The organism is Kosakonia sp. CFBP8986 (assembly GCF_034044935.1).
GTDB classification, from domain to species: domain Bacteria; phylum Pseudomonadota; class Gammaproteobacteria; order Enterobacterales; family Enterobacteriaceae; genus Kosakonia; species Kosakonia cowanii.
In genome coordinates this window covers 245123-272122 of the sequence record NZ_JAXCXB010000004.1, presented here as the reverse complement: position 1 = coordinate 272122, position 27000 = coordinate 245123, and the positions used below count along the sequence as shown (strand labels likewise).

Sequence of the window (27000 nt, the reverse complement as noted above, 5' to 3'; positions counted from 1 at the left end):
TAATGATGATGGAATCGTTAATTACGGCGACAATTGTCGATATACGCCCGGCTGAGTTTACACTCTTATTTGAAAGCGAAGATCGCTGTAATGCCTTTATCACGGACCCGCAGCGCGCGTTATCTCTCTACGATCGGGCGGTGCAGCTCCCGGCGCTAAAAATCCTGCATAAAGAGCGTCAGCAGAGCGGGCAGTGGCTGGCGACATTAACCTGCCGCTCGCCGCAGGAGAATAAACAGTGCTACTGGCAGCTCAAGCTGTGCCGCCCGCACGAAGAAACCCCTGAAAGTGCCGCCACCTTACCCCGCCGCCATCTCTACGACTGGAGCGAGAAGGCGCGGCAAACGAGGCTGGCCTGGCTGCGTCAGCACACCGGCCACGCTTTAAACCAGATCGCTACCACCCGCCTGCAGGCGGAAAAGCTGCAAAGCCATCTTGAGGGGTTTATCGGCTCGGTTGAAGTTCCCGTCGGCATTGCCGGTCCGCTGCTGATCAACGGCTGGCGCGCGAAAGGGATCTTTTACGCGCCGCTGGCGACCAGCGAAGGGGCGCTGGTGGCCTCCGTTTCGCGCGGTGCCAGCGCCATCACCCACAGCGGCGGGGCGACAGCGCGCGTCACCGGTCAACGGATGATGCGTTCGCCGCGCTTCGAATTTCCCTCAGTGCGCGACGCGCTCGCGTTCTGTGCCTGGGCCGAAGACTATTTCACCGACATCAGCGACATTGTGCGCCAGCACTCGCGTTTTGCGCGCCTCACCAGCCTGACGCCGCGCATCATCGGTAATGCCGTGCATCTGACCTTTACCTATCACACCGCCGATGCCGCCGGGCAGAATATGACCACCACCTGCACCTGGCAGGCGTGCCGCTGGATCCTCGCGCACCTTCCGCTGGCGTTAACTCCCCAGCGCTACATTCTGGAAAGCAACCTCTCCAGCGATAAGAAAAGCTCGTGGAGCAGCTTTGCGCAGGGCAGGGGAACCCAGGTTATCGCCGAGGCAACGCTCACCGCTGCCGCCTGCCGCAGCCGTCTGCGCATTGAGCCAGCGCAACTGGTCGGGGCGTTTCAGGGCTTTTGTGAAGGCTCCGTCGCTGCCGGCATGACCGGGGTAAATATTAATACCGCCAACGTCATCGCGGCGATGTTTACCGCGCTCGGCCAGGATATCGCCTGTAGCCATGAATCCTCCCTCTCGCAGCTGCAAATGCGCCTCACGCCCGAGGGCAACGTCTATTGCAGCATGACGCTTCCGGCGCTGGTGATTGGCACCGTCGGCGGCGGGACCACGCTTCCCGACCAGGCTGAGTGCCTGCAAATGCTGGGCTGCCAGGGTGCCAACGGCAGCGAAAGGCTGGCGGAGATCATCGCCTCATTTTGCCTGGCGCTCGATATCTCAACCCTCAGCGCGTTGGCGAGCGACGAATTTGCCAATTCCCATGAGCGGCTTGGGCGGCAGCGGCGTACCGCGCCGCCGGGCAGGAGGGGAGGCGATCCGCTGCACCGCTGCTTTCAGTACGCCCGCTATACCGCTGCGTGGGGCGAACAACCACCTGCACACATCGCTCCGATGCGCTGGCAGGGAAACCAGGACAGTATTTTGACGGCGCTCAGTTCGCATAGCGCGACGCTGCCCGTCGGCCTGTTTGCCTATCGACTTCAGCGTGAAGATGGCACACAGGTGGCGGCGCTACTGAAGCACAAACCGCCAACCGATGCGATAACCCAACTGCTGCACTCGCTGGCGGCAGGCTGCACGCCCGAGCTTGCCGAACTGCTTGCACGTCTGCTCCCTGCCAGCGAGTTCAGCCACGCGCGGGAAAGGGAGATGGCGCTTATCACGCAAAGCGATCCCGCCTTTACCCGCCATGTGCCGACGCTCTACGGCACCTACGAAGAGGGACAACAGAGCGTCATCATTGAGGAGTTGCTCGGGGAAGAAGTGCTGCTTAACAGCCTCTCCAGCGGCGTGCGCTGGCAGCAGCCGCAGATCGATGCCGCGCTGCGGGGCATCGCCGATATCCATGCGCTCTGGTATCGCCGCCATGATGACCTGCAAACCACCTTTTGCCATATCGATTTCCCCTCGGTCGACACCATCAACAGCATGGTGCCGCTCTGGCAGGCCATCGCCGCCTTCAGCCATCGCACTGCGCCACAGCTTTTCACCACATCGCTGCTGCATCACTGGCTGGACTGCGCCGAAAACAGCGCGGCGCAGTGGCGCGAACTGGCGACGCTGCCGAGAACGCTGGTGCATAACGACTTCAGCCCGCGCAACATCGCGCTGCGCCGGGAGGATTCGCGGCTGTGCTGCTGGGACTGGGAGCTGGCGACGCTGCATGTCCCGCAACGCGATCTGGCTGAGCTATTAACGTGGACGCTCGATGAGCGCACCACGCTGCAAACGCTGTTACATCACGTGGCGTTTCACCGCAGCCAGCTGGCGAGGCGGCTGGGCATCGCTATCGATGCCGGGGAGTGGTATCGCGGTTTCTGCCTCGCCCTGCGCGACTTCGGCCTGCGCCGGTTGTCGTTTTACCTGATGCTTCATCACGTCAAGCCACGGCCCTGGTTCCCCGCCCTTTTGCGCACATGGGGGCATCTGGTCGAGCTTAGCCAACAACGGATCTAAAAGGAGTTACCGTGAACTATCTCTACTCTGCCGCAGAGGCGGCTACCCACGATGAGCAGCAACTGGGCGGCAAGGCAGCCAACCTGTTGTGGCTCACTGCCCACGGCTATCCGGTACCGAACTGGTGGGTGATCCCCGCCAGCGCGATGGATGAGATGCTGCGTTGTGATGCAAAAGCTGCGCAGTTGATAGCGCAACTCTCACCACTGATGCCCGCCGATCAGGTTGAAACCCTTGCCGGGAAAATCAGCGCGCGCCTTGCCCGGCTGCCGCTGCCGGAACCGCTGATGCAGGCGCTCGACGCCCTTGATGGCGAGATGCTCTGGGCGGTGCGATCTTCCTGCAGCGACGAAGATGCCCGCCAGGCCTCGTTTGCCGGGCAGATGGACAGCTTTCTGTTTCAGCGCGGCAAGCAGCAGCTGGTCGATGCGGTAAAAGGGGTGATGATGTCGACATGGAGCGCGCGCGCCATGGCCTACCGCCTGCGCAAAGGGCTGGCGCTAAGCGCGATCCACTGTTCGGTCATTATTCAGGAGATGGTCGAAGGCGAGGTGTCAGGCGTGCTGTTTACCGCGCACCCGGTCAGCGGGTCGCGCCGGACGATGCTTATCTCCGCCGCCTGGGGCAGCGGGGAGGGGATCGTCTCCGGGCAGTGCAGCACCGACGAATTTAGCGTGCCGCTAGAGGGCAATAGCTTCACGCAATCCCTCAGCGAGAAAACCACCGCGGTGGTCTTTGACCGCAAGCGCGGCAACGGCACCCGCGAGGTGGAGCTTGCTGCCGACCAGGCGGCGGCATCCTCACTGACGGCGGCGCAGATCCTCGCTCTGCGCGATATGGGCGCCGCCATCGCCCGGGCGCTGCGCGCGCCGCAGGACATTGAGTGGACGCTCAAAGATAACCATCTCTATCTGCTGCAAACCCGCCCCATCACCCATCTGCCGAAAGATAGCAGCTGCGTGAGCGAGATGCTGATCTGTGACAATGCCAATATTCAGGAGTCTTACTGCGGGTTGACGACGCCGCTCACCTTCTCCTTTGCCCGCGCCGCTTACGCCACCGTATATGAGCAGACCCTGCAACTGGTGGGTTGCTCTGCCAGGGAGCGCGACCAGCGCCGGGCCATCACCGACAATATGCTCAGCCTGGTGCGCGGGCGGGTCTACTACAACATCCAGAACTGGTATCGCGCCCTGCTGCTGCTGCCGTCGTTCAGGATGAATAAGCGTGATATGGAAGCGATGATGGGGCTGGAGGAGCCGGTCGACACCATCAGGGATAAGCAGCTCTCCACCCGTGAAAAGGTCGCCGCACTGCCAGCAATGCTAAAGATGGGCGCACGGGTTGGCTGGGCGCTCTTCACCCTTGAACCGCGCATCCGTGACTTTTTGCATAACTACACCCTTGCGCAGAGTTATATCGATCGCGACGCTCTCCACACCCTCTCCCCGGCGGAGCTTATCGCCCGGCTTAAATACCTTGATCAACACCTGCTGGCGCGCTGGACCGCGCCGATTGTGAATGACTTTTACGTGGCCCGTTACAACGGCAACGTACAGGCGCTGCTGCGCGAACTCTGGCCCGATGAGCATCAGCAAATGAGTGGCGATCTGCTGGCGGACGAGGGGCAACTTATCAGCACGGAGCCGACCCGGCACCTGCTGGCGCTGAGCCAGTATGCTCGCCAACGCCCGCAGCTGGCGGCGCTTATTCAGAGCGATGCCAGCGCCCATCTGCTTATTCGCCTGAAAGCGCTGGACGAGCACTTTTACCAGCAGTGTCTCGACTACATCGAACGCTACGGCGATCGCACCATTGGCGAACTCAAGCTGGAAACTATCACGCTACGCCAGGATCCCCGTTTTCTGTTTGACGTACTGCGTAACTACCTGAACAGCGAAACCGTGCACGCAAAGCCGACGGGCACGCTGCGGGCCGCAGCGGAAGAGAGAGTCTTCTGCCGTTTGCAGCAGACGCGCGGCAAACGCGCGCTGGCGCGCTTCAAGCGCGATCTCAGCAGGCTGAGGCGTGCGATCCACCACCGCGAAACGATGCGCTTCACCCGCACAAAAATGTTTGCCCTCTACCGCGATATCTATCTTCAACTGGGGCACCAGCTGGCACTTGAAGGTGTGCTGGAGAGCGATCGGGATATCTTCTGGCTGACACGGGAGGAGATCTACCAGGGGCTAGAGGGAACGGCGGTGCAAACGGGCTTAACCACACTTATCGCCCAGCGCCGCGCCGAATATGCGGGCTATCAGCAGGAGGAGGAGCCGGCTAACCGCCTCTCTCTTACCCAGACGCTGTACCAGCAGCAAACCTTACACGCCGCGCAGCAGCCGACGGCAGAGATTACGCAACTGCAAGGCACCGGCTGCTACCCCGGCACGGTGGAAGCGCCGGTGAGCCTGGTGCTCTCGCCGGAGGAGGCAGCCAGGCTGGACGGCACCATCCTCTGCACCGTGCGCACCGATCCGGGCTGGGCACCGCTCTTTCCGGGTCTTAGCGGATTGATTGTCGAGCGCGGATCGACGCTATCGCACTCCGCCATCGTCGCCCGCGAGATGGGCATTCCGGCGATTGTTGGCGTACCCGGCGTGACCCGCCAGCTTCAGCAGGGCGAGGTGATCCGCATGGATGGCGCGAGCGGGCAGATTACGCGCGGCACAGAGAGAGGGAGAGGGGAAAATGAACCGACCGTTGATTGAACAGGAGTGGCAGGCAGGCGATACGCTGGATAAGGGCTTTCTGGCGATTGCACCCCACATCTATGCCCATGATCCTTACTGGCCGGGCGAAGATGAGGCTGAGATGGCGCGTCAGTTCAGCGCCGCCAATCCCTTTATGCAGCAGGGCCGCGTCTGGACCGGCTACATTCGCGACTGCGCGCGCTTAGCGGGCTTCGCCACCCTCAACGCCGCCGGGGAAACGGTGGTCAACTTTGGTTTCTGGGAGACCATCAATAACCGCATTCCCAACCATCGCCTGTTTCGCGCCCTGATGCGCTGGGCAAAAGCGCAGGGGGCCTCACGGCTTATCGGCCCGATTAATTTCAGCACTTTAGGGAAATTTCGCCTGCGGCTGGATACGCCGACCTGCGCGCCGTTTGCCGGTGAGCCCTATAACCCACCCTGGTATCAACACCTGCTGGGGCAGATGGGGTTTCAGCCGCTGGCGCGCTACTTCTCGCTGTTTGAAGATGCGGACGTGGTGCGCCAGCTATCCCTTCCCGCAGAGGATATCGGGCGCTGGCGCACCGCTGACTTTTCCCTCCAGCCGCTGACGCCCGCGCTGTGGCAGGCGCACCGGCAGGCGCTGTATGCGCTCATCACCCGGCACTTTGCTAACAATATCGGCTGGAGCATCAGCAGCGAGGCGCTCTTCGACTGGCACTTTAACGCCGATACGCTGCAACCCTACTGCCAGGCACCCGGCTCCTGTCTCGCCTTTGGCCCGCAGGGCGATGTCGCCGGGCTGCTGTTTACGCTGGCGGATAAGCGCCAGCGGGCGGGGATCTTCAAAACCATCATGATTGTGCCGCGCTACCGCCGCTCTCTGCTCTACGCCACGCTGGTGCGCCGCTTTCTCTTCAGCTTCGATGCCCAGTGGCCGCGCCTCGGTGCGGCACTGCTTAACTGGAAAGGGCCGACAACCGCCACCGCGCTGCGCGCCTGTTGCAGCCCGAACAAGGTTTTTCACCACTATGGACTCTACTACAGGGATGTGCGCCATGAACTTCTGTGACTTTTTGCTGCAACAGCCCCCTTCGCTGCCCGCGCTCTGTGCCGGGCCTGAAACTGTCACCTATGCCGAGCTTCTCTCCCGTGCGGCGGTGTATCAACGCAGGCTGGAGAGCAGCGGGCTGCATACGGGCCAACGCGTGCTGCTGCTGATGACGCCGGGCATCGAGTTTTACCTGCTGCTCTACGCGATGCTGGGAGCCGGGCTGATTCCGGTGCTGGTGCAAAAAGAGATGGCGCGCCAACAGCTGCGCAGCTGTCTGAAGCAGGCGCGTCTGAGCGCCATGATCGTGGCGCAGAGCGCCGGAAAAGGGTGGTGTCTGCTGCCGGAGCTGTGGATGATTCGCCGCTTTACGATCGATACGCCGCGGATCTTTACCGCCCCTTTAGCGCAGGCAGAGCCGGAGGGCGTTAACACCGCTTTTCGCGTTGAGGCCCTTGATGACGAGGCGACCGCGCTGCTGACCTTTACCAGCGGATCGACGGGCACGCCAAAAGGCGTGGTGCGCTCCCACCACTCGCTGCGGGCGCAGTGTCAGGCGATGAGCCACTTCTTTCCACACCGCCAGCAGCGGGATGTGACCTCTTTTCCGATCCTGACACTGTTCAGCCATTTTCACGCGGGCTGCTGCTCCCTGCTGCCCGGTTTTGATGAGCAGGGCCGCCTGCCGGTGCAGATGATTGCCGACGCGATTAACGCCCAACAGATCACGCGCCTGAGCGTCTCGCCCGCCTGGCTAAGAGAGCTTGTCGCCTATGCCGAAGTTCAGCAGTGCACCTTTGCGTCGGTAAGAGAGGTGATTATTGGCGGCGCGCCGGTAACGCGGGCGTTGTTACTGGCTGCCCGCAGCTATTTCCCCAAAGCCGCCTGCGCGGTTAATTATGGCGCGTCGGAAGCCGATCCCATCAGCAATGTTAGTGTCGACGAGCTTCTTGACGCCTGGGATCGGCAGCCAGGCTACCTTGTCGGGCGACCGGGGCCGCAAACCGCGATCCTGATTGCGCGCGAGCGGGTTCCTCAGCCTGTGGGGGAGGAGGGGGAGATTCTGGTCTGCGGGCCGCAGGTGCTGACCCGCTATCTCGATAACCCGCAGGCGGAGCAGCGCACGAAAATCCGCGATCCCGAGGGGCGCATCTGGCACCGCACCGGAGACAGCGGCTTTCTCGACGCGCAGCAGCGCCTCTGGTTGACGGGCAGGATCGCCGACCAACTGCGTACGCCGTCGGGCTTAACGCTCTCGCCCTATGCGGTGGAAAAGCAGCTTAATGGGCTGCCGGGGATCGCCGACAGCGCGGTGGTGCAGGGGCCGCAGGGGGAGATTTGCGTGGTGCTGCAACAGGCGGCGCAGTGCCGCACCGCCGCGCCATTGCTGGCAACTCTCTTTCCCGACGAGACGGTCCGCTTCTGGCTCTGCGCGAAGCTACCCGTTGATGCACGCCATCACAGCCGTATCGACCGCGCGCGGCTGCGTTGCCTGATAGCACGGCGAAAGCTGAAAGCGTTTTTTCCGGAGGTGCAAGGATGAACTATCCCTTTATCTGCCGTCTGTCGCTGCCGGATTGCCTGACGCTGACGGGCATGGTTATCGCCCTTGGCGGGATCGGTGCCGCCTTGTCCGGTGCTCTCTGGCTCAGTATCAGCCTGCTTTACCTTGCGATGCTGGCCGATGCGCTGGATGGCAAACTGGCGCGCTGGCTCGGCTGTGAGCGCCCCTTTGGCCGCTACCTTGATGGCTTTTGCGATCTGCTGCTCTACCTGGTGGCACCCGCGCTGATTTTTTACCTCAGCGGCTATCGCGGCGGTAGCGCCTTTTTTCTCGCCCTGATGGTAGTGTGCGGCGCGCTTCGCCTCTCCCGGTTCAATGAAAGCGGCAATATCACCCACCATGCCGCACTGGCGTATCTGGGCATGCCGGTCTTCTGGAGCCTCTTTATCCTTAGCGGCTGGGCGCTGCTGGCCCTCGTTTTGCCGCCGCTGATCTGCGCCCGGCTGCTGAGCGTGGCATTAACGCTCTTCAGCCTGGCGATGCTTCTCAACCGCCCCTTCCCGAAGTTCTCCTCACTGATGACGTTGATAACGCTCTGCCTTAGCGGCGCGGCGCTGTTTGGCTTGCTGCATCTCGGAGGCGTGCATGGATAATCCCACCCTGTGGGCGCTCTGGCAGCTGCTGCTGCCGGTGTTTATTGCTGGCTGCGTGCATATGGCGGTGGTGACCTGCAACGCGCTGCCCTGGCTTGCGGTGCCGCTCAATGCACGTCTGTTTGGCGGCAACAAAACCTGGCGAGGGATGGTGATTGTGCCGTTTATCAGCATGCTGGTGGCCCCCTTCTGCCTGGCAAATGAGATGGAGAACCCGTGGCTGCTGGGTGCGGCAACGGGGCTGGGCTATATGCTTGGCGAGCTGCCGAACTCGGCGCTGAAACGGGCGCTGGGGATTGCGCCGGGCACGCTGCCCGCGCGCCGCCGATGGCTGTTTCACTTTCTTGATCAGGCGGACTCCGGCCTCGGTGTGGCGCTGGCATGCGGCTGGCTGCTGGCGCTGGATGCGTGCCAGTTTCTGCTTCTGCTGGCGCTCTTTATCCTCAGCGTGCCGGCCATCAAGTTAACGCTCTTTTCGCTCGGCCTTAAAAAGAGCCGCTTCTGACGCAGAGATAAAAAAAACCGCCCTGCAGGCGGTTTTTTTACTCCACGGAAATTACTTCTCTTTGGCTATCCAGTCGCGGATCAGCGGCCCGGCCTGCTGCAACGCCTGCGGGCTGAACATACCGTCATGAGTGCAGGGCAGGGTGTGGATAGCGATTCTCCCCTCGACAAAGGGTGCCCACAGCTGCGCATCGAAACCCTCTTCGCCGTCGCGCCGCGTTGCCGCGCGCAGGAAGAGGATATCCCCCTGAAAGCGCGACGGCGTGAAGGCTGCCAGCAGGCGCGGCGCCTCGCGAAACTCCGCAAGGATACGCTCAAATACCACTGGCTCCATCACCGCCAGCGGATGCTCCTGCGTCACTAAACGGCGGCGCAGCGCCTCGACGGTAAGCGCACTCTCTGCGGGCACGCTGCCGGTTAAGGCTTCAAACAGCGCCGAGAGGCTCTCGCTGTCTTGCCGCTCCCTGTCGCGGTAGCGCTCGCCCAGCGGGTAGCCATCAAGCAGGATCAGCGTGCTGACAACCTGCCCGGCCTGCTGCAACAGGGTGGCGATTTCTTGGGCCAGATGGCAGCCAAATGACCAGCCGAGCAGGGCATAGGGGCCGTGTGGCTGCACCTTCACTATCTCCGCGAGGTAACTTTTTGCCAGCGCGTTAACCGAGGGTAACGACACCCCGCTGCTCAGCCGGTGCGATTGCAGGCCAAACAGCGGTTGCGTGTCGCCAAGCCAGGGAATAAGCCCGGCGTAGGACCAGCTCAACCCGCCGCCGGGCGGCAGGCAGAAGAGGGGCGTTTTCTCCCCGTGCGGTTGCAGAGGCAGCATCACATCCAGCACGTTGCTGCGGTGGTTGCTCTGAAGCCGCTGCGCCAGCAGCGCCACCGTCGGGTACTCAAACAGATCGCGCAGCGTCAGTTTCACCTGCCACGTTTTGTCGATAGCGTTAATCAGCCGCGCCGCCAGTAATGAGTGGCCGCCAAGGGCAAAAAAGCTGCTGTCGACGGTGACGGTTTCCACATTGAGCAGTTCGCAAAACCGCGCAGCCAGCCAGCTTTCCCGCTCGTTTTGCGGTGCGCGCCCTGGCTCAATATGGAAATCGGGCTTCGGTAAATCCGCAAGTGCCAGCTTACCGTTGGCGTTAAGCGGCAGCGCCGCCAGCAGCACAATCGCCGCGGGCACCATAAAGTCCGGCAGGCGCTCGCGCGCAAACTGTTGTAGCGCTGCGCTGAGATCGGTCTCCGGCACAGAGGGCACCACATAGGCGACAAGCTGCTTATTGCCGCTGCGATCCTCAAGGGCTACTACTGCCGCCTGCTGAACCGCAGCGTGCTGTTTCAGCACCATCTCCACTTCACCGGGTTCAATGCGGAAACCGCGAATTTTCACCTGCTGATCGCGGCGGCTGACAAAACAGAGCGCGCCATCGCGCCGCCATTTGACGATATCGCCGGTGCGGTACATCCGGCTTCCTGTGGGGCCAAAGGGATCGGCGACAAAGTGTGCCGCGCTCAGCGTCGGGTGGTTGATATAGCCGCGTGCCACCCCGCGTCCGGCGATATAGAGCTCTGCCGCCACGCCCGGTGGCACCGGCTGCAGATGGCTATCAAGCACGTAGAGTCGGGTGTTATCGAACGCTCTGCCAATCGGCACGTCAAGGTAGGGCGCATCGGCCTGAGTGATGGGGTAGTCCGTCGCATAGGTGGTGATCTCCGTCGGGCCATAAATATTCAGCAGTTCGAGATGCGGCCAGCGCTCACGCACCGCCTGAACCGCGCTGGCGGAGATCGTCTCCCCGCCGGTATAAACCCGGCGTAAGCCTGCAAGGCAGTCGCTCGCCTCCTCGGCGATCAGGCGGAACAGCCCGGAGGTTAAAAAGGCGGTCGTAACCTCACCCGCCACAAGCGTGTCGGCAAGCAGGGGCAGATCCAGCGTTTCACCGGGGACGATCACAGCATGGTGGCCATTAAGCAGCGTTCCCCACAGCTCCCAGGTGGAGGCGTCAAACGCATAGGCCGAGTGCAGCAGAATGCGCTGGCAGGCCTCCGCTCGCCAGCGGCGGTCGCGTGCCAACGCCAGCACGTTATCCTGAGTGGTGGCAATGCCCTTCGGTTTGCCTGTCGAGCCGGAGGTGAACATCACATAAGCCAGATGGTGCGGCGTGACCGTTGTTGCAACGCCCTCTGCCGTGGCGCGGGTTGCCGCCTCATCGACGATAAGCCGCGCAATGCCCGGTGGCAGCGCCGCCTGGCGGTGGATCTCATCCAGCAGCACGATGCGCAGATCCAGCTCATCAATACAATGTTGCCAGCGCTCTGCGGGATCGCTCGCCCGCAGCGGCACATAGAAACCGCCCGCTTTCACCACCGCGAGAAGGGCAATCACCAGCGAAAGTGAGCGTGTCATCAGCACCGCCACGCCCTGCTCGCTGTTTACGCCCTGCTGTTGCAGGTGCTGCGCGAGGGCACTGGCGCAGGCATCCAGTTGCTGGTAGCTCAGCTGCTCCTGCCCGCAGCTGACGGCGATACGCTGCGGCGTGGCGGCGACCTGGCGGGCAAACTGCGCGGCCAGGGTGGCGGGCGGCACGTCGCAACGGGTCTCATTCCATACTTCGAGCATCTCGTTACGCTGCCGGTCAGTGAGCAGCGGCAGCGTCATCACCGCACTCTCCGGCTCCTCCACCATGGCCTGCAACAGGTGTATGAAGTAGTCCGCCAGCGCAGCGATGGTCTGCCCATCAAAGCGATCGACCGGGTAGTCAATTTGCACCTCCAGCGCGCTGACGTCGCCGCGCTCGCCGTAAACCTGCTCAACGTTGAAGGTCAAATCAAATTTGGTGGTCACCAGTCCGACAGGCTGCGGCAAAAGCGTCAGATCCGCGAACTCCGGGGGCGTGGCGTCGTTATTTTGCAGCACCATCATCACCTGGAAGAGCGGATGCCTGCCAGAGACGCGCTCGGGGTTAAGGCTTTTCACCACCCAGTCGAAGGGAACCTCCTGGTTAACCCAGGCGGAGAGCATAAACTCGCGCACCTGGGCCAGCGCCTCAGTCACCGTGGGTTTCGCCGCCAGATAAACGCGAAGTACCAGGGTATTGACGAAGAAGCCGACGAGATCGCGCATCGCCTCATCTGATCGCCCGGCGACGGCGGTGCCGAGCGTAATATCCTCCCCGGCGCCCATGCGGCCAAAGAGGATCGCGGCGGCGGTTTGCAGCACCATAAAGGGCGTTGCCCCCTCATGGCGCGCCAGCTGTGTAATTTGCTGATAAAGCTTCTCATCAATGCGCAGCCTGACCTGCTCGCCAACGTAACTCGTCTCGGTCGTCGGGTGACGATCGACGGGCAACGTCATCGCTTCCGGCACGCCGGAAAGGGCTTCACGCCAGAAGGCGACCTGCTCTGCGGCAGTCTCGCTCTGGTTCTCAATGTCGCCCAGCCTCTCGCGCTGCCAGAGGGCGTAATCGGCGTACTGCACTGGCAGCGGCGTCCACTGCGGGGCTTGCATGGCGCAGCGCGCGGTATAGGCGCAGGCGAGATCGCGAAACAGCGGTGCCAGCGAGCCACCATCGCAGGCGATATGGTGGATAACCAGCAGCAGCACATGCTGCCGGGTTTGCGAAAGATGGAACAGGCTGGCGCGCAGCGGGATCTCTTCTGCCAGCTCAAACGGGTAGGCTGCGGCGTGATTAAGGGCATCGGTAAGCGACGAAGCCGCGATATCGCTCACCTCAAACGTCACTTCAAACGCATCGGGAGCGAGGATCTCCTGCCAGGGCTGCCCCTGGTGGAGCGGGTAGCGCGTGCGCAGGATCTCATGACGTTCAACCACATCCCGCACGGCTTCACGCAGTGCGGCGTCGTTCAGCTCCCCCTGTAAGCGGATGGCGAGCGGCATATTGTAAGCCGCATGGTTGTTATCGAGGTTTTTCAAAAGCCACATCCGCTGCTGGGCAAAAGAGAGCGGCAGCCTGGCGCTGCGTGGCCGTGGGCAGAGGGGCTCAGCAGGCTGGCTTCCCTGTTTCGTCAGTTGCCCGGCAAGCTGCGCGACCGTTGGATAATCAAACAGCGTGCGGATCGGCACCTCGACCTCCAGCACGCGGGTGATACGGCTCACCAGACGCATCGCCAGCAGCGAATGGCCGCCGAGGGCAAAGAAGTCGTCATCAATACCGGGGGCGTCTGACTGCAACACCTCGGTAAACAGCCCCAGCAGAATCTCCTCCTGCACGCTGCGCGGTGCGCGTCGTGCGCTTCCGGCACTCAGATCGGGGCGCGGCAGGGCGCGTTTATCCAGCTTGCCGTTGAGGGTCAGCGGGAACTGTTCAATCTGCATAATCGCGCTCGGCACCATGTAGCCCGGCAGTTTCGCTGCCGCCAGGCTGCGCAGCGCGGCAATATCGAGCGGCGCATGCGTGTCGGCGGTGACGTAGGCCACTAGCTGCGGCTGAGTGTCGGCATCAAGCAGCACCACTTCTGCATGGGTAACCTGCGGGGCGCTTCGCAGGACGGCGGCAATTTCGCCCAGCTCAATACGAAACCCGCGCAGTTTCACCTGCTGATCCGCGCGCCCCAGGTAGTGCAGGTCTCCCTCTGTGCTCCTGACGGCGATATCGCCGGAGCGATACATGCGCGAGCCCGGCGCACCCCAGGGATCGGCAACAAAGCGTTGGCTGGAGAGTTCGACCCGGTTTAGATAGCCGCGCGCCAGCCCGGCACCGCTGATATACATTTCGCCCTCAACGCCTGGTGGCACCGGACGCAGCGCATCATCCAGCAGATGGATATGCAGATCGGGGATCGCCACGCCGATAAGGCTGCCTGTCGCCTCGCGCGCCCGCGCCGCGGTTAACGGCTGATAGCTCACATGCACGGTGGTTTCCGTGATGCCGTACATATTGATAAGTTCGGGAGCCGTATCCGGGTGGCGTTGATACCAGCGCTCGAGTTGGCTGAGATCCAGCGCTTCGCCACCAAATATCACCTTGCGCAGCGCCAGCGGCAGTTCGTCGTGCTCAAGATCGCGCTCGGCTTCAATCAACTGATAAAAAGCGGACGGCGTCTGGTTAAGGATGGTCACTTTTTTCTCGCTTAACAGCCGCAAAAAGGCCTGCGCATCGCGGCTGACCATAAAGGGCACCACCACCAGCTCGCCGCCATAGAGCAATGCGCCCCATATTTCCCAGACCGAGAAATCAAACGAGCAGGAGTGAAACAGCGTCCAGATATCGTGGCGCGAGAAGTTGAACCACGCCTCTGTCGCGGCGAAAAGACGCAGCACATTGCTGTGCGGGATCATCACCCCCTTTGGATTGCCGGTGGAGCCAGAGGTGTAAATGATATAGGCGAGGTTGTGCGCATGCACCGGGCGCAGCCGCTCGCTTTGCTGGAGATCCGCGCCGCTCTGCTGCGCCAGCCGTTGCTGGCTTTCAGCGCTATCAAGGAGCAGCAGCTGCGATTCATCAAACATCTCCGCGTGCGCCTGGAGTGACACGATTAGCGCCGGTCTGGCGTCGGAGAGAATGTAGGCCAGCCGCTCCGGCGGGTTATGCACATCCAGCGGCAGCCAGGCCGCGCCCGCTTTCAGCACCGCAAGAATAGCCACCAGCGCCTCAAGCGTGCGCGGCAGCGCCAGCGCCACAATCTCTTCGCTGCCGATGCCGCAGCTCACCAGATGACGGGCAAGTTGGTTCGCCCGCTGGTTAAGCTCGGCGTAGCAAAGCGTCTTTTCGCCAAGCGAGAGGGCAGTGGCATCCGGGTAGTGCGCGGCGCACTGTTCAAACACCTCGTGCAGCGTGGTTTGCGTCCTCTTATCGAACGATGACGGTGTGGGAAGCAGCGCCTGCGCCTCCTGCGGCAGTAACAGCGAAGCGTGGCCGATAAGGCTGTCAGGGCGGTCAATCATGGTGTAAAGCAGATGCAGGAAGCGATCCGCCAGCCGCTCAACCTCCTCATCGGGGAAGATATCGGCCAGCGCGCTAAAGCGCAGCGCGAGCGATTCGCCGGGAACAGCGATAAGCCCCAGCGGGTAGTGGGAGGCATCGCCGCCGCGGTGTGAGGCGAGCGAAACCGTTAATTTTTCGCTCATTTCGGCGCTTGCGCTCTGCGGGTAGTTCTCAAACACCATCAGCGTATCAAACAGCGCCTCGCCGCCAGCGTCAGCCTGGATGGTGGTGAGATCGAGATACTGGCTGTCGAGCAGGCGCGTCTGCTCCGCCTGTAGCCGTTGCAGCAGCGTGGCAAAACTCTCCTCCATGCGCCAGCTGAGGCGAAGCGGCAGCGTGTTGATCAGTAACCCGACCATCCTTTCGATACCGCTAAGCTCCGCCGGTCTGCCGGAAACAGTAATGCCGAAAACCACGTCGCAGCGCCCGGTAAGCGCGCCAAGCAGCATGCCCCAGGCGCACTGCAACAGCGTATTGACCGTTACGCCAAGCTCGCGGGCGCAGCGGTTAAGCTGCCGGGTACGGTCGGCATCCACCGTTCTGTGGAGCAGGTGCGGCTGCAAATTGTCGGTGGTGCGCCCTTTGGCGAGATGGGTAGGGCCTTGCAGGCCGCGTAACGCCTCGCGCCAGGCCTCGCGCATCTTCTCGGTGTCACGCTCGGCAAGCCAATACAAATAGTCGCGATAGGATACGGCGGGCGGCAACGGCTCCGCGAGGTATAAGCGAAACAGCTCATCGAGCAGAACCGGAATCGACCAGCCATCCAGCAGCAGGTGGTGATTGGTAAAGATCAGCTTATGCTGCGTCGGCGAGCACTTCACGAGGGTAAAGCGCAGCAGAGGCGGCGTGTCGGCGGCGAAGCGGGTGTTGTAGTCCGTTTCCAGCAACGCACCATAAGCGGACGCCTGCTGCGACGTTGACAGGATACTTAGATCGATCTCCTGCCAGGGGAGCGGCAGGCCAGAGAGGATCAACTGAACCGGCGTGTCGACCTCTTCATACTCAAACCCGGCGCAGAGGTGGGGATGACGTGCCAGCAGCTGCCCGACGGCCTGCCTGAGCCTGGCGACATCCAGCTCCCCCTCAAGTTGATAAACCTGTTGCACCTGATAGGCATCGCTGCCGCGCGTATCAAGCAGCATATGGAACAGCAGACCTTTCTGTAACGGGGATAACGGCAGTATCTCTTTAATATCCATACTCATTTTTTCTTCGTCCATTTTGCCTGAAGTTTTGACAGCCCCGCCTGTTGCAGCGCCACCAGGGGCACATCTGAAGGGGTGAAACCGCCGATATCGTCGACCTGCGTAAGCTGCGACAGCGCTTTCAGCCAGCTAAACCACCCCGTAGCCAGGCGGCTGACGCGATCTTCAGCATAAAGCTCAGTCGCCCAACTCCAGTTCGCCACCAGCACCGGGCCGCTTGCACGCGCTTCCACCACGGCATTGAGCGAGAGGGCATGCGGCAGCGCGAAGCTGTCGTGTGCGCGGGTATCAAGCAGGCGGGCCTCAGCCGCAAGCTGCCAGTCCCGCGCCTCTTCAACGCTGAGGCGGCCCAGATAGTTAAAGCCGATTTGCGGCTGTGGCAGCGCGGCAAGTTGCGGGCGCGTTTGCGGATTGAGATAGCGCAGCAGGCCGTAACCCAGCCCGTTGCCCGGCACCTGGCGCAACTGCTCTTTGACGCTCTTCAGCGCGCTACTCAGCGAGTGGGGATGGGTTAACTGTGCGCGACCCGGAGCAAGACGCACCGGGTAGAGCGTGGTAAACCAGCCAACGGTGTTCGACAGCGCGGTTCCCGCCAGCTCTTCGCGCCCGTGCCCTTCGACATCCAGCAGCACATCCGTTTGCCCATCCTCGCGCCATGCCGTGATGGCCAGCGCCAGGGCGCAGAGCAGCACATCGTTGATACCGGCGTGAAAGCGCGCGGGCAGGGTGGCCAGCAGAGGCTGGGTAAATTCGCTGCCAAGCTCCATCTGCAAAGAGGCGCTGGTGGCGAGGGTGTCCCGCGTGCCTGCAAGAGGTCGTGTGGTTAACAGCCCATCCGGCTGGCTGAGCACGCTCTGCCAGTGCGCCAGCTCATCACCCCGGCGTTGCGCTTCCTGCTCAAGGCGCAGCGCCCAGGCGCGAAAGCAGGTGCCTGCGTCGGTCAGCTGCGCGTTTCTCCCCGCAGCACGGGCGCGCCAGAGGGCAAGCAGGTCGGCAGCGAGTATCCGCCAGGAGACGCCGTCCACCACCAGGTGGTGCAACACCAGCATCAGCTGGCCCGGTTCGCCGCAGGCGGCGCGGAACCAGACGGCCTGCACCATCTTGCCGCGCGCCGGGTCGAGCCGCTGTTTCGCCCGGCGACACGCCTCTTCTATCTGCTGCTGCCGCTGCTCAGGCGAGAGCGGCAGGCAGTCAACAATCTCCAGCATCTCACTCTCATCCATGGCAGTCGGCACAGCGAGATGGATCTCGCCGTTGGCCTCGCGGCGGGCAGTTAAGCGCAGCGCATCATGGTGCCTGAGCAGCTCGGCGAGCAGCTCGCGCAGGGTTTGCGCATCCAGTTCTGCGGGCGTGTGCAGCAGCGTTGCCTGGCAAAAGGCGTTGATATCGCCGGGGTTCTCCATCAACCAGTGGATGATCGGGGTCGCGGGCAGGTCGCCGACGGCAGCAACCTGCGGGGCGGTATCCTGCTCTGCAACGGCGGTCATGATGCCAGCCAGCCCGGCGACCGATTTATGCTCAAACACATCGCGCGGGGTGAATAGCCAGCCCGCCTGACGGGCGCGCGCGACCAGCTGTATCGCCGTGATGCTGTCGCCGCCCAGCTCGAAGAAGCTTGTCGTGCGGTCGACCTCCGCCAGGTTGAGCAACTCGGCGAACAGGGTGCTGAGCAGCTGCTCCTGCGCGTTACGCGGTGGGGTGTGCTGGGTGCGGGTAAACTGCGGCGCAGGCAGCGCGCGGCGGTCGACTTTGCCGTTTGGCGTGACCGGTATCGCCGGTAGCAGAACCACGGCAACCGGCACCATATAGTCCGGCAGAAAGTCGCGTAAAAAGTCGCGGATCTCCCCGCCCTGCGCCTGCTCATCGCGGGCAACGGCGTAAGCCACCAGCTGGCGCAGTCCGGGCTTATCCTCGCGGACAATCACCGTCGCCTGCGTGATCTGCGGATGTTTTCGCAGCTGGGATTCAATCTCGCCCAGCTCAATACGAAAACCGCGGATTTTGACCTGGTGATCGACGCGCCCGGCGAACATCAGCTCGCCCTCACGGCTCCAGCTTGCCATATCGCCGGTGCGGTACATCCGGCTGCCTGGTGCGCCAAAGGGGTTGGCGACGAAGCGTTCTGCCGTTAAATCAGGCCGTTTCAGGTAGCCGCGCGCCAGGCTTTCACCGGCAATATAGAGTTCGCCTTTTACCCCCGGCGGAACGGGTTGCAGATGCGCGTCCAGCACATAAGCCTGCATGTTGAAAATTGGGCTGCCAATCGGCGGCAGGCGGTCGGCCTGCAACGGCTGGCTGATGGTGGCGCAAACGGTCGATTCGCTCGGTCCATAGGCATTAATCATTCGCCGCCCGGTGCCCCAGAAGGCGATCAGTTCCGGCGGGCAGGCCTCGCCAGCGACAATAAGCGTTGCCAGGGCGGGCAGCGGTTCGCGTGGCATAACCGCCAGCCCAACCGGTGGCAGCGTGGCATGGGTAACCGCGCGATCGTGCATCAGGGTATAAAGCGGTTTGCCAGGGGTTAGCGCCTCTTTTGCCGCCACGACCAGCGCCGCGCCGCTCAGCAGTGCCATGCTGATATCCCAGAATGAGGCGTCGAAGCTTGGCGAGGCGAACTGCAATACGCGGCTTTGCGGCGTCACGTGCAGGCGCTCAACCATGCTGGCGACCAGATGACCAATCCCCCGATGGGTGACGACGACCCCTTTTGGCGCGCCGGTCGAGCCAGAGGTGTAGATAAGGTAGGCGGCGTTATCGCACTGCAACCTGCGCGGCAGCGTAATCGCTTCGGCACTGTGGTCGGCAAGCAGCCCGCGCAGGGCCGGGTGGTCAAGGCGCAGCGCGGCATACTCCGATGCCAGCCGGTCGGCGAATGCCGCCTGGCTTATCACCAGCCCTGGCTGCGCGTGGCTTAACATATACGCCACCCGCTCGGGTGGGTAATCAGGATCGAGAGGCAGATAGGCGGCGCCCGTTTTCATCGTGGCAATGATGGACACGATAAGGGCAACGGATCGCGGCAGCGCGATGGCGACAATCTGCTCGGCGCCAATTCCCCGCGCCAGCATCAGGTTTGCCAGGCGGTTTGCCCGCTGATCCAGCTGCGCGTAGGTCAATGTCTCCTCGTCGCCAATCAGGGCTATTGCCTGCGGCGTTGCGCGCACGATGGCTTCAAACTGTTCGGCAAAGGTCGCGGCGGGAACCTCGCGCGCGCTGTTGTTCCACGTCTGCATTATTTCGTGCCGCTCAGCGTCGCTGAAGATCGGCAGTTCGCTCACGCGACGCGAGGCATCGGTGGCGATGCCCGCCAGCAGGTGGGTGAAGTAGCCCGCCATGCGCCCGACGGTCGCCTCGTCAAACAGATCCACGGCGTACTCCACCATGCCGCACAGCCCCTCCGGCGTCTCTTCGAGGTTAAAGGTGAGATCAAATTTCGCCACCGGCAACGACGGCATCTCGACCACGGTTTCCAACTCATCGAAGAGGGCATCACTGCGCGCGACGTTTTGCAGCACCAGCATCACCTGGAAGAGCGGATGGCGCGCCAGCGAGCGGGCGGGATTTAACGCCTCGACCAGGCTCTCGAACGGGATATCCTGGTGCTCCCAGGCCGCCAGCGCGCCCTCGCGAACGCGCTCAAGCAGTGCCACAAATGAGGGATTGCCGCTGAGATCGGTCCGCATCACCAGGGTGTTGATAAAAAAGCCGACCAGCGGTTCGAGTGCCTCGTCGCTACGCCCCTCGACCGCCGTGCCGATCGGGATATCCTCGCCCGCGCCGCAGCGGCAAAGCAGCACCGCCAGCGCCGCCTGTAACAGCATAAACAGGCTGGCGTTATGCTGCCGTGCCAGCGCCCCTAATGCTGCGGTTGTGCGGGCATCAATGGCGAAGTGGCACTGTTTACCCACATAGCTGGCGCGCAGCGGGCGCGGCCGGTCAGTGGGCAACTGAAGTTCGTCGGGCAGGTCATGCAGCGTATTGCGCCACCAGGCCAGCTGGCGGTTGAAGAGGCTGTCGTTCTCGTCCGACGCACCGAGCAGCGCCTGCTGCCACAGCGTGTAGTCGGCATACTGCACCGCAAGCGGTCTCCAGGCGGGCACTCGGTTCTGCGCGCGGGCGTTGTAGGCCTCTGCCAGATCGTGCAGCAGCGGGGCAATCGATCCGCCATCGCTGGCGATATGGTGCATCAGAATGAGTAACAGATGGTGGTCATCATCCACCTTAAACAACCAGGCGCGACAGGGATCTTCCTGCGCCAGATCGAAGGTGTATTGTGCGGCGGTCTGCACGGCGTGGGGCAGGTCGTCGGCGGAAACCGTGAGCAGGGTCAGCGGGCAACAGGCTATCGAGGCCGGGGTGATCCTCTGGCAAACCGTCCCATCGTTAAGCTCATGAAAGCGCGTGCGTAAGCTTTCATGGCGCAGCACGATATCGTCGAGTGCCGTCATCAGCGCGGAGACGACGATATCCCCCCGTAAGGTGAGCGTGACGGGCATATTGTAGGTGTATTTACCCTGCTCAATGCGGTCGATCATCCAGAGACGGCGCTGCGGTGAAGAGAGCGGCAGAAGCGGTGGCCGCTCGCCCTGGCACAGGCGCGGGCGCGTCGGTTGGTGGCCCTGCAACCGCCCGGCAAACTGCGCCACCGTCGGGGCTTCAAACAGGTCGCGGATCGCCGGATTGAGATTGAGCACCCGGCGAATTTTGCTCACCAGGCGGGAGGCCATCAGCGAGTGGCCGCCGAGGGCAAAGAAGTCATCATCAATTCCAACCTCCGGCACGCCCAATACCGCGGCGAAGAGCGTACAGAGGGTGCGCTCAAGGTCATTGCGCGGCGTACGGTGCGCGACGCTGGCAACCTGCGGTGCGGGCAGGGCGCGCTGATCGACTTTGCCGTTCGCGGTCAGAGGGAAGTGCTCAAGGGGAACAATCATTGCCGGCACCATAAAGTCCGGCAACTGGGCGCCCAGCGCCCGGCGCAGCGCGTCGGCATCGCAGGTTGCGCCAGGTTTTGCCGTCACCCACGCAATCAGTTGCCTGTTCCCTTGGTTGTTCTCGCGAGCGCTCACCAGCGCCTGAGCCACCGCTGCTTGCTTTCGCAGGGCCGCTTCCACTTCTGCCAGCTCAATGCGGAAGCCGCGAATTTTGACCTGCTGATCGCCACGGTTCAGGTACTCCAGCACGCCATCCTCGCGCCAGCGCACCTGGTCGCCGGAGCGATACATGCGCTCGCCGTGCACTGAAAATGGGTTCGCAACAAAATGCGCCGCGGTCAGGCAGGGGTTGCGGTGATATCCGCGCGCCAGCCCGATCCCGGCAATATAGAGTTCACCGGGCATGCCGACCGGCAGCGGGTTGAGGTAAGCATCAAGGACATAAAGCTGCGTATTGTCGAGCGGCGTGCCGACAGGCACCGTCACGCCCTCCGGGATCTGCACCATGGGCCATGTGGTGGCGAAGGTGGTGGTTTCCGTCGGCCCGTAGCCGTTCATCATCACAAGCGCGGGGTTATGCGTCATCACCTCGCGAATGGCGTGTATGGAGAGCACATCCCCGCCCGCAATCAGTAAACGCACGCCCTTCAGCGCCTCAGGATGCACCTCTGCCATCAGGTGAAATAGCCCGGCGGTGAGCCACAGCGCGGTGACCTTTTCATCGACGATACTCTGCGCCAGCGTATCGATATCCAGCTCGCCCGACGGCGCGACGATAACGGTGCCGCCGCCCAGCAACGGCACCCACAGCTCATAAGTTGAGGCATCAAAGGCCGACGGAGAGTGCAGCAGCACCCGCTGATGATCCTCTGCCCGCCAGCGGCGATCCAGCGCCAGCGCCGCCACACTCTGCTGCTCGACCGCAATCCCTTTCGGCTTACCGGTCGAACCGGAGGTGAACATGATATAGGCCAGGCTGCCGGGCGCAGAGATAAGTGGCGGATTGCTTAGCGGCCAGTCGCCCGCAGGTTCCTCACTGATAAACACGACATTGTCGACCGTAGGCAGCGGTAAGGTGGCATCGGCCAGCAGTAGCGTGGCGCCGGCCTCGTTCACCATTAACTGCTGGCGCTCCAGCGGATCGGTGATGCGCAGCGGCAGGTAAGCACCGCCAGCCTTGATAACGGCGAGCACGGCGATAACTTCGTTCATCGAGTGCTGCATCAGTAACCCGGCGCAGAACGGTGCGCCCCCGGTCTGCGTCATCAGGCGGTGCGCAAGCCGGTTTGCTGCCTCATTGAGGTGGCGATAGCTCAGCCTTTTCTCGCCCTCTTTCACCGCAATGGCATCGGGCGAGCGCTGCACCTGCGTTTCAAACAGCCCGGCCAGCGACAGCGGCGGCAACGTCACATCCGTTGCGTTCCAGCGCTTTAGCACGGTTTCACGCTGCGCGGCGCTTAACAGCGGGATCTGCGCAAGGCGGGCTTCGGGACGCTGCGCGATAGTTTCGATAACCCGGATTAACTGTTCGGCAAAGCCCGCAACCGTGCGGCCATCATAGAGGGCGGTGGCATATTCAATATGCCCGCTCAGGCGTTGCTGCGCGTCATCAACATCAAAATGAAACAGCAGATCGAATTTGGCGGTGGTGGTCGGGAGCTGGCGTTGTGCCACCGTCACTTGCGGGAAGGTGACCGCCTGCGGCCACGGTGTATCGACCACCATCATCACCTGAAAGAGCGGATGACGGGCTAAGGTGCGACCGGGTGCCAGCGCCTCGACGACCTGCTCAAAGGGGAGATCCTGATGCTGGTTGGCTTCCAGCACCGCCGATTTCGCCTGGGCGACAATGTCGCTTAGCGTCGGGTTGCCTCCCATATCCGTTCGCAGCACCGCCGTATTGGCGAAATAGCCGATCAGCGGCAGCAGGGCGGCGTCGCTGCGGGCGTAAAGCGGCGTACCGATTACGATGTCATCACCCGCGCCGAGGCGATGCAGCAGCGTTGCCAGCGCCGCATGCAGCAGCATAAACAGGCTCACGCCCATCTCATCGCCCCGTTTTTTCAGGCGCGATAACAGCTCATCGGAGAGCGCGAAGTCGACGCGGTCGCCACGGTAATCCGCCTGCGCGGGGCGAGGCCGGTCGGCGGGCAGCGTCACCTCTTCCGGCACGTCCGCCAGCTGTTGACACCAGTAGTCCAGCTGCTGGCTATGGCGCGGCGCTTCGCTCAGCAACGCGCGCTGCCAGAGCGCGTAATCGGCGTACTGGACGGTCAGCGGCTGCAACTGCGGGTGTTGGCCTGCGGCACGCGCCTGCCAGCAGAGACGCAAATCCTCCAGTAGCGGCAGCAGGGAGCCACCATCCCCGGCGGTATGGTGAATGAGCAGCAGCAGAACATGTTGCTCTGCTGCCAGTTGATAGAGCCAGGCTTTAACCGGCAGTTCACTATCCAACGCAAAGAGATGCTGGCACTCCATTACCAACTGCGCTTCAAGGTGCTCGGGCGCGATGGCGAGGGTCGGCAGCGCAAACTTCACGTCGTGAGCCGCAAGGATCTGCTGGCAGGGCATCTCTTCCTGCTGAGTTAACAGCGTGCGCAGGCTCTCGTGGCGGGCGATAACGTCAGAGAGCGCCTGCGCCAGCACTGCCGTATCCAGCGGGCCGCTCAGCGTCAGCGCCAGCGGCATATTGTAGGCGCTGCTGGGGGCGATTTGCTGCTGCAACCATAAGCGCTGCTGGGCAAACGACATCGGCAGCTGCGGCGGGCGCGGTTGTGCGACCAGCGCAGGGCGTGCGGTCTGGCCGTGCGCCGCCGCTATCTGCATACTCAGTTCGGCAACGGTCGGGGCATCAAACAGGGTTTTCAGCGACAGCTCCACGCCGAAACTCTGGCGCAGGCGGCTGAGTAATTGCAGGGCTAACAGCGAGTGCCCGCCGAGGCTAAAAAAGTTGTCATCAATACCGGGCGGGTCGATGGCCAGGCACTCGGCAAACAGCTGGCACAGCTCCCGCTGCTGCGCAGTAGCGGGCGGCACCGGGGCGAGGGAGGTAAAAGTCGGTTGCGGCAGCGCCCGGCGGTCGATTTTGCCATTCGCCGTCAGGGGGAAGTGTGCCAGCACCATCACCCGCGCGGGCACCATATAGTCCGGTAGTTTTTGCGCCGATGCCGCGCGCAGCGCGTCCGGGCTACAGGCTGCATCATCGTGCGCCACGACGTACGCCACCAGCCGTTTCTGCCCGCTCTTTTTCTCCTCATGGGCGACGACCAGCGCCTGTTTAACGTCGGGAAGGGCGTTGAGCGCGTTTTCAATCTCCCCGAGTTCAATGCGATAGCCGCGGATCTTGACCTGATTGTCCACCCGGCCAAGGAAAACGATCGTCTGCTCTTCACTCCAGCAAGCCATATCGCCGGTGCGATACATCCGCTTACCCTCCTCATCAAAGGGGCTGGCAACAAAGCGCTCGCTGGTTAAATCTGCGCGGTTGAGATAGCCGAGCGCCAGCCCGTCACCAGCGATATAGAGTTCGCCAGGCTGCCCAACCGGCACCGGTTTCAGTGCGTCATCAAGGATATGGATGCGGGTATTAAAGAGCGGTTTACCGATAACCGACGGCGAGGGGTGCGCGGCGCTCAGCTCGCTTAAGGTCGACCAGATAGTGGTTTCGGTGGGGCCATAGAGCTGAATGACGCGCTCAGAGAGGGCGATCATACGCTCCGCAAGCGTTTGGGATAGCGCATCGCCGCCGACCAGCGCCGTCAGGCCAGACAGCGAATCGGGCTGATAGGCCACTAACCCATGCCACAGCGCGGGCGTACCCTGCATATGGGTGATCTGATGTTCAGCGATCGCCTGCGCCAGCAGACGCGGGTCGCGCGCGCACTCACGTGAGGCGATAGTGACCGACGCGCCGGTCATCAGCGGCAATAAGAGCTCCAGCGCGGCGATATCAAAACTAAGGGTGGTCACGGCTAACAGCCGATGCTGCGCCGTCAGCTGCACGGTGTGCTGCATGGCGGTGAGGAAATTCGTTAACGCGCCGTGAGAGACCAGTACCCCTTTCGGCGCGCCGGTGGAGCCGGAGGTAAAGAGCACATACGCTGGCTGCTGCGGTTGTGGCAGCGTGGTCAGGTTATCGTCGTGCTGTGCCGCAATAGCCGCCACCGCCGCGTCACTGTCGATCTGCTGCTGGCGATAACCGGTAACGACCCCCGCCGTTTGCGACGAGGAGAGGATCAGCGTCGGTTGGGCGGTGGCGAGAATATGCTGCAGGCGCTCCGCCGGATGATCGGCATCAAGGGGCAGGTAAATGGCCTGCGCCTTGGCGACTGCCAGCATGGCGATGACCATCTCCACCGTGCGCGGCAGGAGCAGCGCGACGCTGTCGCCTGGGCGCACACCCTGCGCCTGTAGATAGCGGCTAAGCCGGTTCGCCTGGCGGTTAAGCTGGCTGTAGCTCAGCTGGGTGTGCCGATCGTTAAGCGCAGGCGCGTGCGGCGTGCTTCTGGCCTGGCGTTCAAACAGCGCCGCAAAGGAGAGGGGCGGCACGGGCGCGCAGGTATCATTGGCGCGGGCAAAAAGCTGCTCCTCTTCTGCGCTCAGCAGCGAGGGGGCACCAATCGCGGCGTGCGGTTGGTCGATTAACGCGCTAAACAGCGCCAGCATGCGCTGGTGATGGGCGGCTAAACTCTCTGGGCTGTAGAGCGCGCTATTAGCATCAAAGCCGACGACCAGCGTGTGTTCGTCGCCGTAACCAAAGAAGAAGATCGCCAGATCGTCAACCGGCCCGTTGCTGGTATTCACCGGGAAAGTTTTCGCGCCGTTGAAGGCCAGATCGTCGCCAAATAACTCGACGTTGATGGTGGTGTGGTAGAGCGGGCGGTCGAGTTTAAGATCGCGGGTTAACGCTTCATGGGGATACTGCTGGTGACGTAACGCGGACATCATCTCTTTTGCGACCAGCACCAGCACATCATCAAGGGTCAGCGCGGGCGAAAGCGGCAGGCGTATTGGCATGATGTTGGACATCATCGCAGGCGTGGTGCGCTGCACTCGCCCGACGCGTGCCGCCATCGGTAGCCCAATCACCACCTCTTGCTGACCGGTCATGCGGTAGAGGTAAACGGCGGTTAACGCCGTAAGCAGCTGCGGGAGCGTGCAGCCTGCGGCTTCGGCATGGCGATGCAGGGCCTGATGCAGGGCTAAATCGATATTGTTGCGCTGGCGGACGATCGGCGCATCCGGCGCGCTGCGGCCCGCCAGGCTTGCGGGCGCTGGCGTATCCTGAAAGCGCGCCATCCAGTATTCGCGATCGCGAAGAAAGCGGTGTGAGTTTCTGTAGGCGGTATCTTCTGCAATCAAGACGCGAAAGTTGCCGAACGGCGTCGGCGCGATAGGTTTATCCATCACCAGCGCATTGTAGATATCGACCGTGCGGCGAAGGATCAGCGAAGCGCCAAAACCGTCCAGCAGGATATGGTGGCAGCAGTGGTAATAGAGGAATCTCTTCGGGCTGAGCTTAATGAGACAAAAGATAAATGCGTTCCCTCGTGTAAGGGAGAAGCGTTGATTTGTCTGCTCGCTCATAAAGGCCAGTGCGGCTTCCCAGGCATCCGGGCGCGCACTGAAATCGTAAAAGGCAGCATCATAATTATCGATGGCGGGCAACTGCTGCTTTACCGTGTTGTCTGTTTGAAAAAAACGGCCGTGCATTGTTTCGGCTTCAGCAATCATTTTTTTGACTGCCGCTTTAAATAATATTGGGCTTACTTCGCCATCAATAATTAAATATTCGCTGATTGTATTATTTCCCGGATTCAGGGCGACTTCATTCGCTAACCACATTCCCATTTGTGCGGATGTTAAAGCGACGTACTCCATGTCAATTAGCGCGGACATAAGC

8 protein-coding genes are annotated in these 27000 nt (G+C 62.3%); 6 read left to right on the top strand and 2 right to left on the bottom strand.

Annotated elements, in window-relative coordinates:
- Positions 1-2: 2 nt before the first annotated feature.
- The 6 genes from SOM48_RS10800 to SOM48_RS10775 are packed head-to-tail and all read left to right on the top strand — an operon-like array spanning position 3 to position 9021.
- Positions 3-2633: a phosphotransferase gene (locus tag SOM48_RS10800; RefSeq protein WP_320511917.1), complete on the top strand. Its 2631-nt coding sequence runs from the start codon at positions 3-5 to the stop codon at positions 2631-2633.
- A gap of 11 nt (positions 2634-2644) precedes the next feature.
- Positions 2645-5344 (top strand): phosphoenolpyruvate synthase, encoded by a 2700-nt coding sequence (locus SOM48_RS10795; RefSeq protein ID WP_320511916.1) that lies wholly within the window; start codon positions 2645-2647, stop codon positions 5342-5344.
- On the top strand, positions 5325-6380 hold the full coding sequence (locus SOM48_RS10790) for a hypothetical protein (RefSeq protein ID WP_320511915.1): 1056 nt from the start codon (positions 5325-5327) through the stop codon (positions 6378-6380). The genes SOM48_RS10795 and SOM48_RS10790 overlap by 20 nt, the downstream gene beginning before the upstream one ends.
- Positions 6367-7902, top strand: coding sequence for an AMP-binding protein (locus SOM48_RS10785; protein ID WP_320511914.1), 1536 nt, complete (start codon positions 6367-6369; stop codon positions 7900-7902). Before SOM48_RS10790 ends, SOM48_RS10785 begins: the two co-directional genes overlap by 14 nt.
- Positions 7899-8516 (top strand): CDP-alcohol phosphatidyltransferase family protein, encoded by a 618-nt coding sequence (locus tag SOM48_RS10780; RefSeq protein WP_139569014.1) that lies wholly within the window; start codon positions 7899-7901, stop codon positions 8514-8516. Before SOM48_RS10785 ends, SOM48_RS10780 begins: the two co-directional genes overlap by 4 nt.
- Positions 8509-9021: a cytidylyltransferase family protein gene (locus SOM48_RS10775; protein ID WP_320511913.1), complete on the top strand. Its 513-nt coding sequence runs from the start codon at positions 8509-8511 to the stop codon at positions 9019-9021. The genes SOM48_RS10780 and SOM48_RS10775 overlap by 8 nt, the downstream gene beginning before the upstream one ends.
- Before the next feature lie 51 nt (positions 9022-9072).
- Here the strand turns inward: SOM48_RS10775 and SOM48_RS10770 are convergent, their stop codons facing one another.
- Positions 9073-16164 (bottom strand): non-ribosomal peptide synthetase, encoded by a 7092-nt coding sequence (locus tag SOM48_RS10770; RefSeq protein ID WP_320511912.1) that lies wholly within the window; start codon positions 16162-16164, stop codon positions 9073-9075.
- On the bottom strand, positions 16161-26978 hold the full coding sequence (locus SOM48_RS10765) for a non-ribosomal peptide synthetase (protein WP_320512040.1): 10818 nt from the start codon (positions 26976-26978) through the stop codon (positions 16161-16163). The genes SOM48_RS10770 and SOM48_RS10765 overlap by 4 nt, the downstream gene beginning before the upstream one ends.
- Between the last annotated feature and the right edge of the window lie 22 nt (positions 26979-27000).

What these genes read in the sequence shown, in the direction of transcription:
- SOM48_RS10800 (WP_320511917.1), top strand. Translation starts at nt 3, where the DNA reads ATGATGATGGAATCGTTAATTACGGCGACAATTGTCGATATACGCCCG.
- SOM48_RS10790 (WP_320511915.1), top strand. Translation starts at nt 5,325, where the DNA reads ATGAACCGACCGTTGATTGAACAGGAGTGGCAGGCAGGCGATACGCTG.
- SOM48_RS10785 (WP_320511914.1), top strand. Translation starts at nt 6,367, where the DNA reads ATGAACTTCTGTGACTTTTTGCTGCAACAGCCCCCTTCGCTGCCCGCG.
- SOM48_RS10780 (WP_139569014.1), top strand. Translation starts at nt 7,899, where the DNA reads ATGAACTATCCCTTTATCTGCCGTCTGTCGCTGCCGGATTGCCTGACG.
- SOM48_RS10775 (WP_320511913.1), top strand. Translation starts at nt 8,509, where the DNA reads ATGGATAATCCCACCCTGTGGGCGCTCTGGCAGCTGCTGCTGCCGGTG.
- SOM48_RS10770 (WP_320511912.1), bottom strand. Translation starts at nt 16,164, where the DNA reads ATGAGTATGGATATTAAAGAGATACTGCCGTTATCCCCGTTACAGAAA.
- SOM48_RS10765 (WP_320512040.1), bottom strand. Translation starts at nt 26,978, where the DNA reads ATGGAGTACGTCGCTTTAACATCCGCACAAATGGGAATGTGGTTAGCG.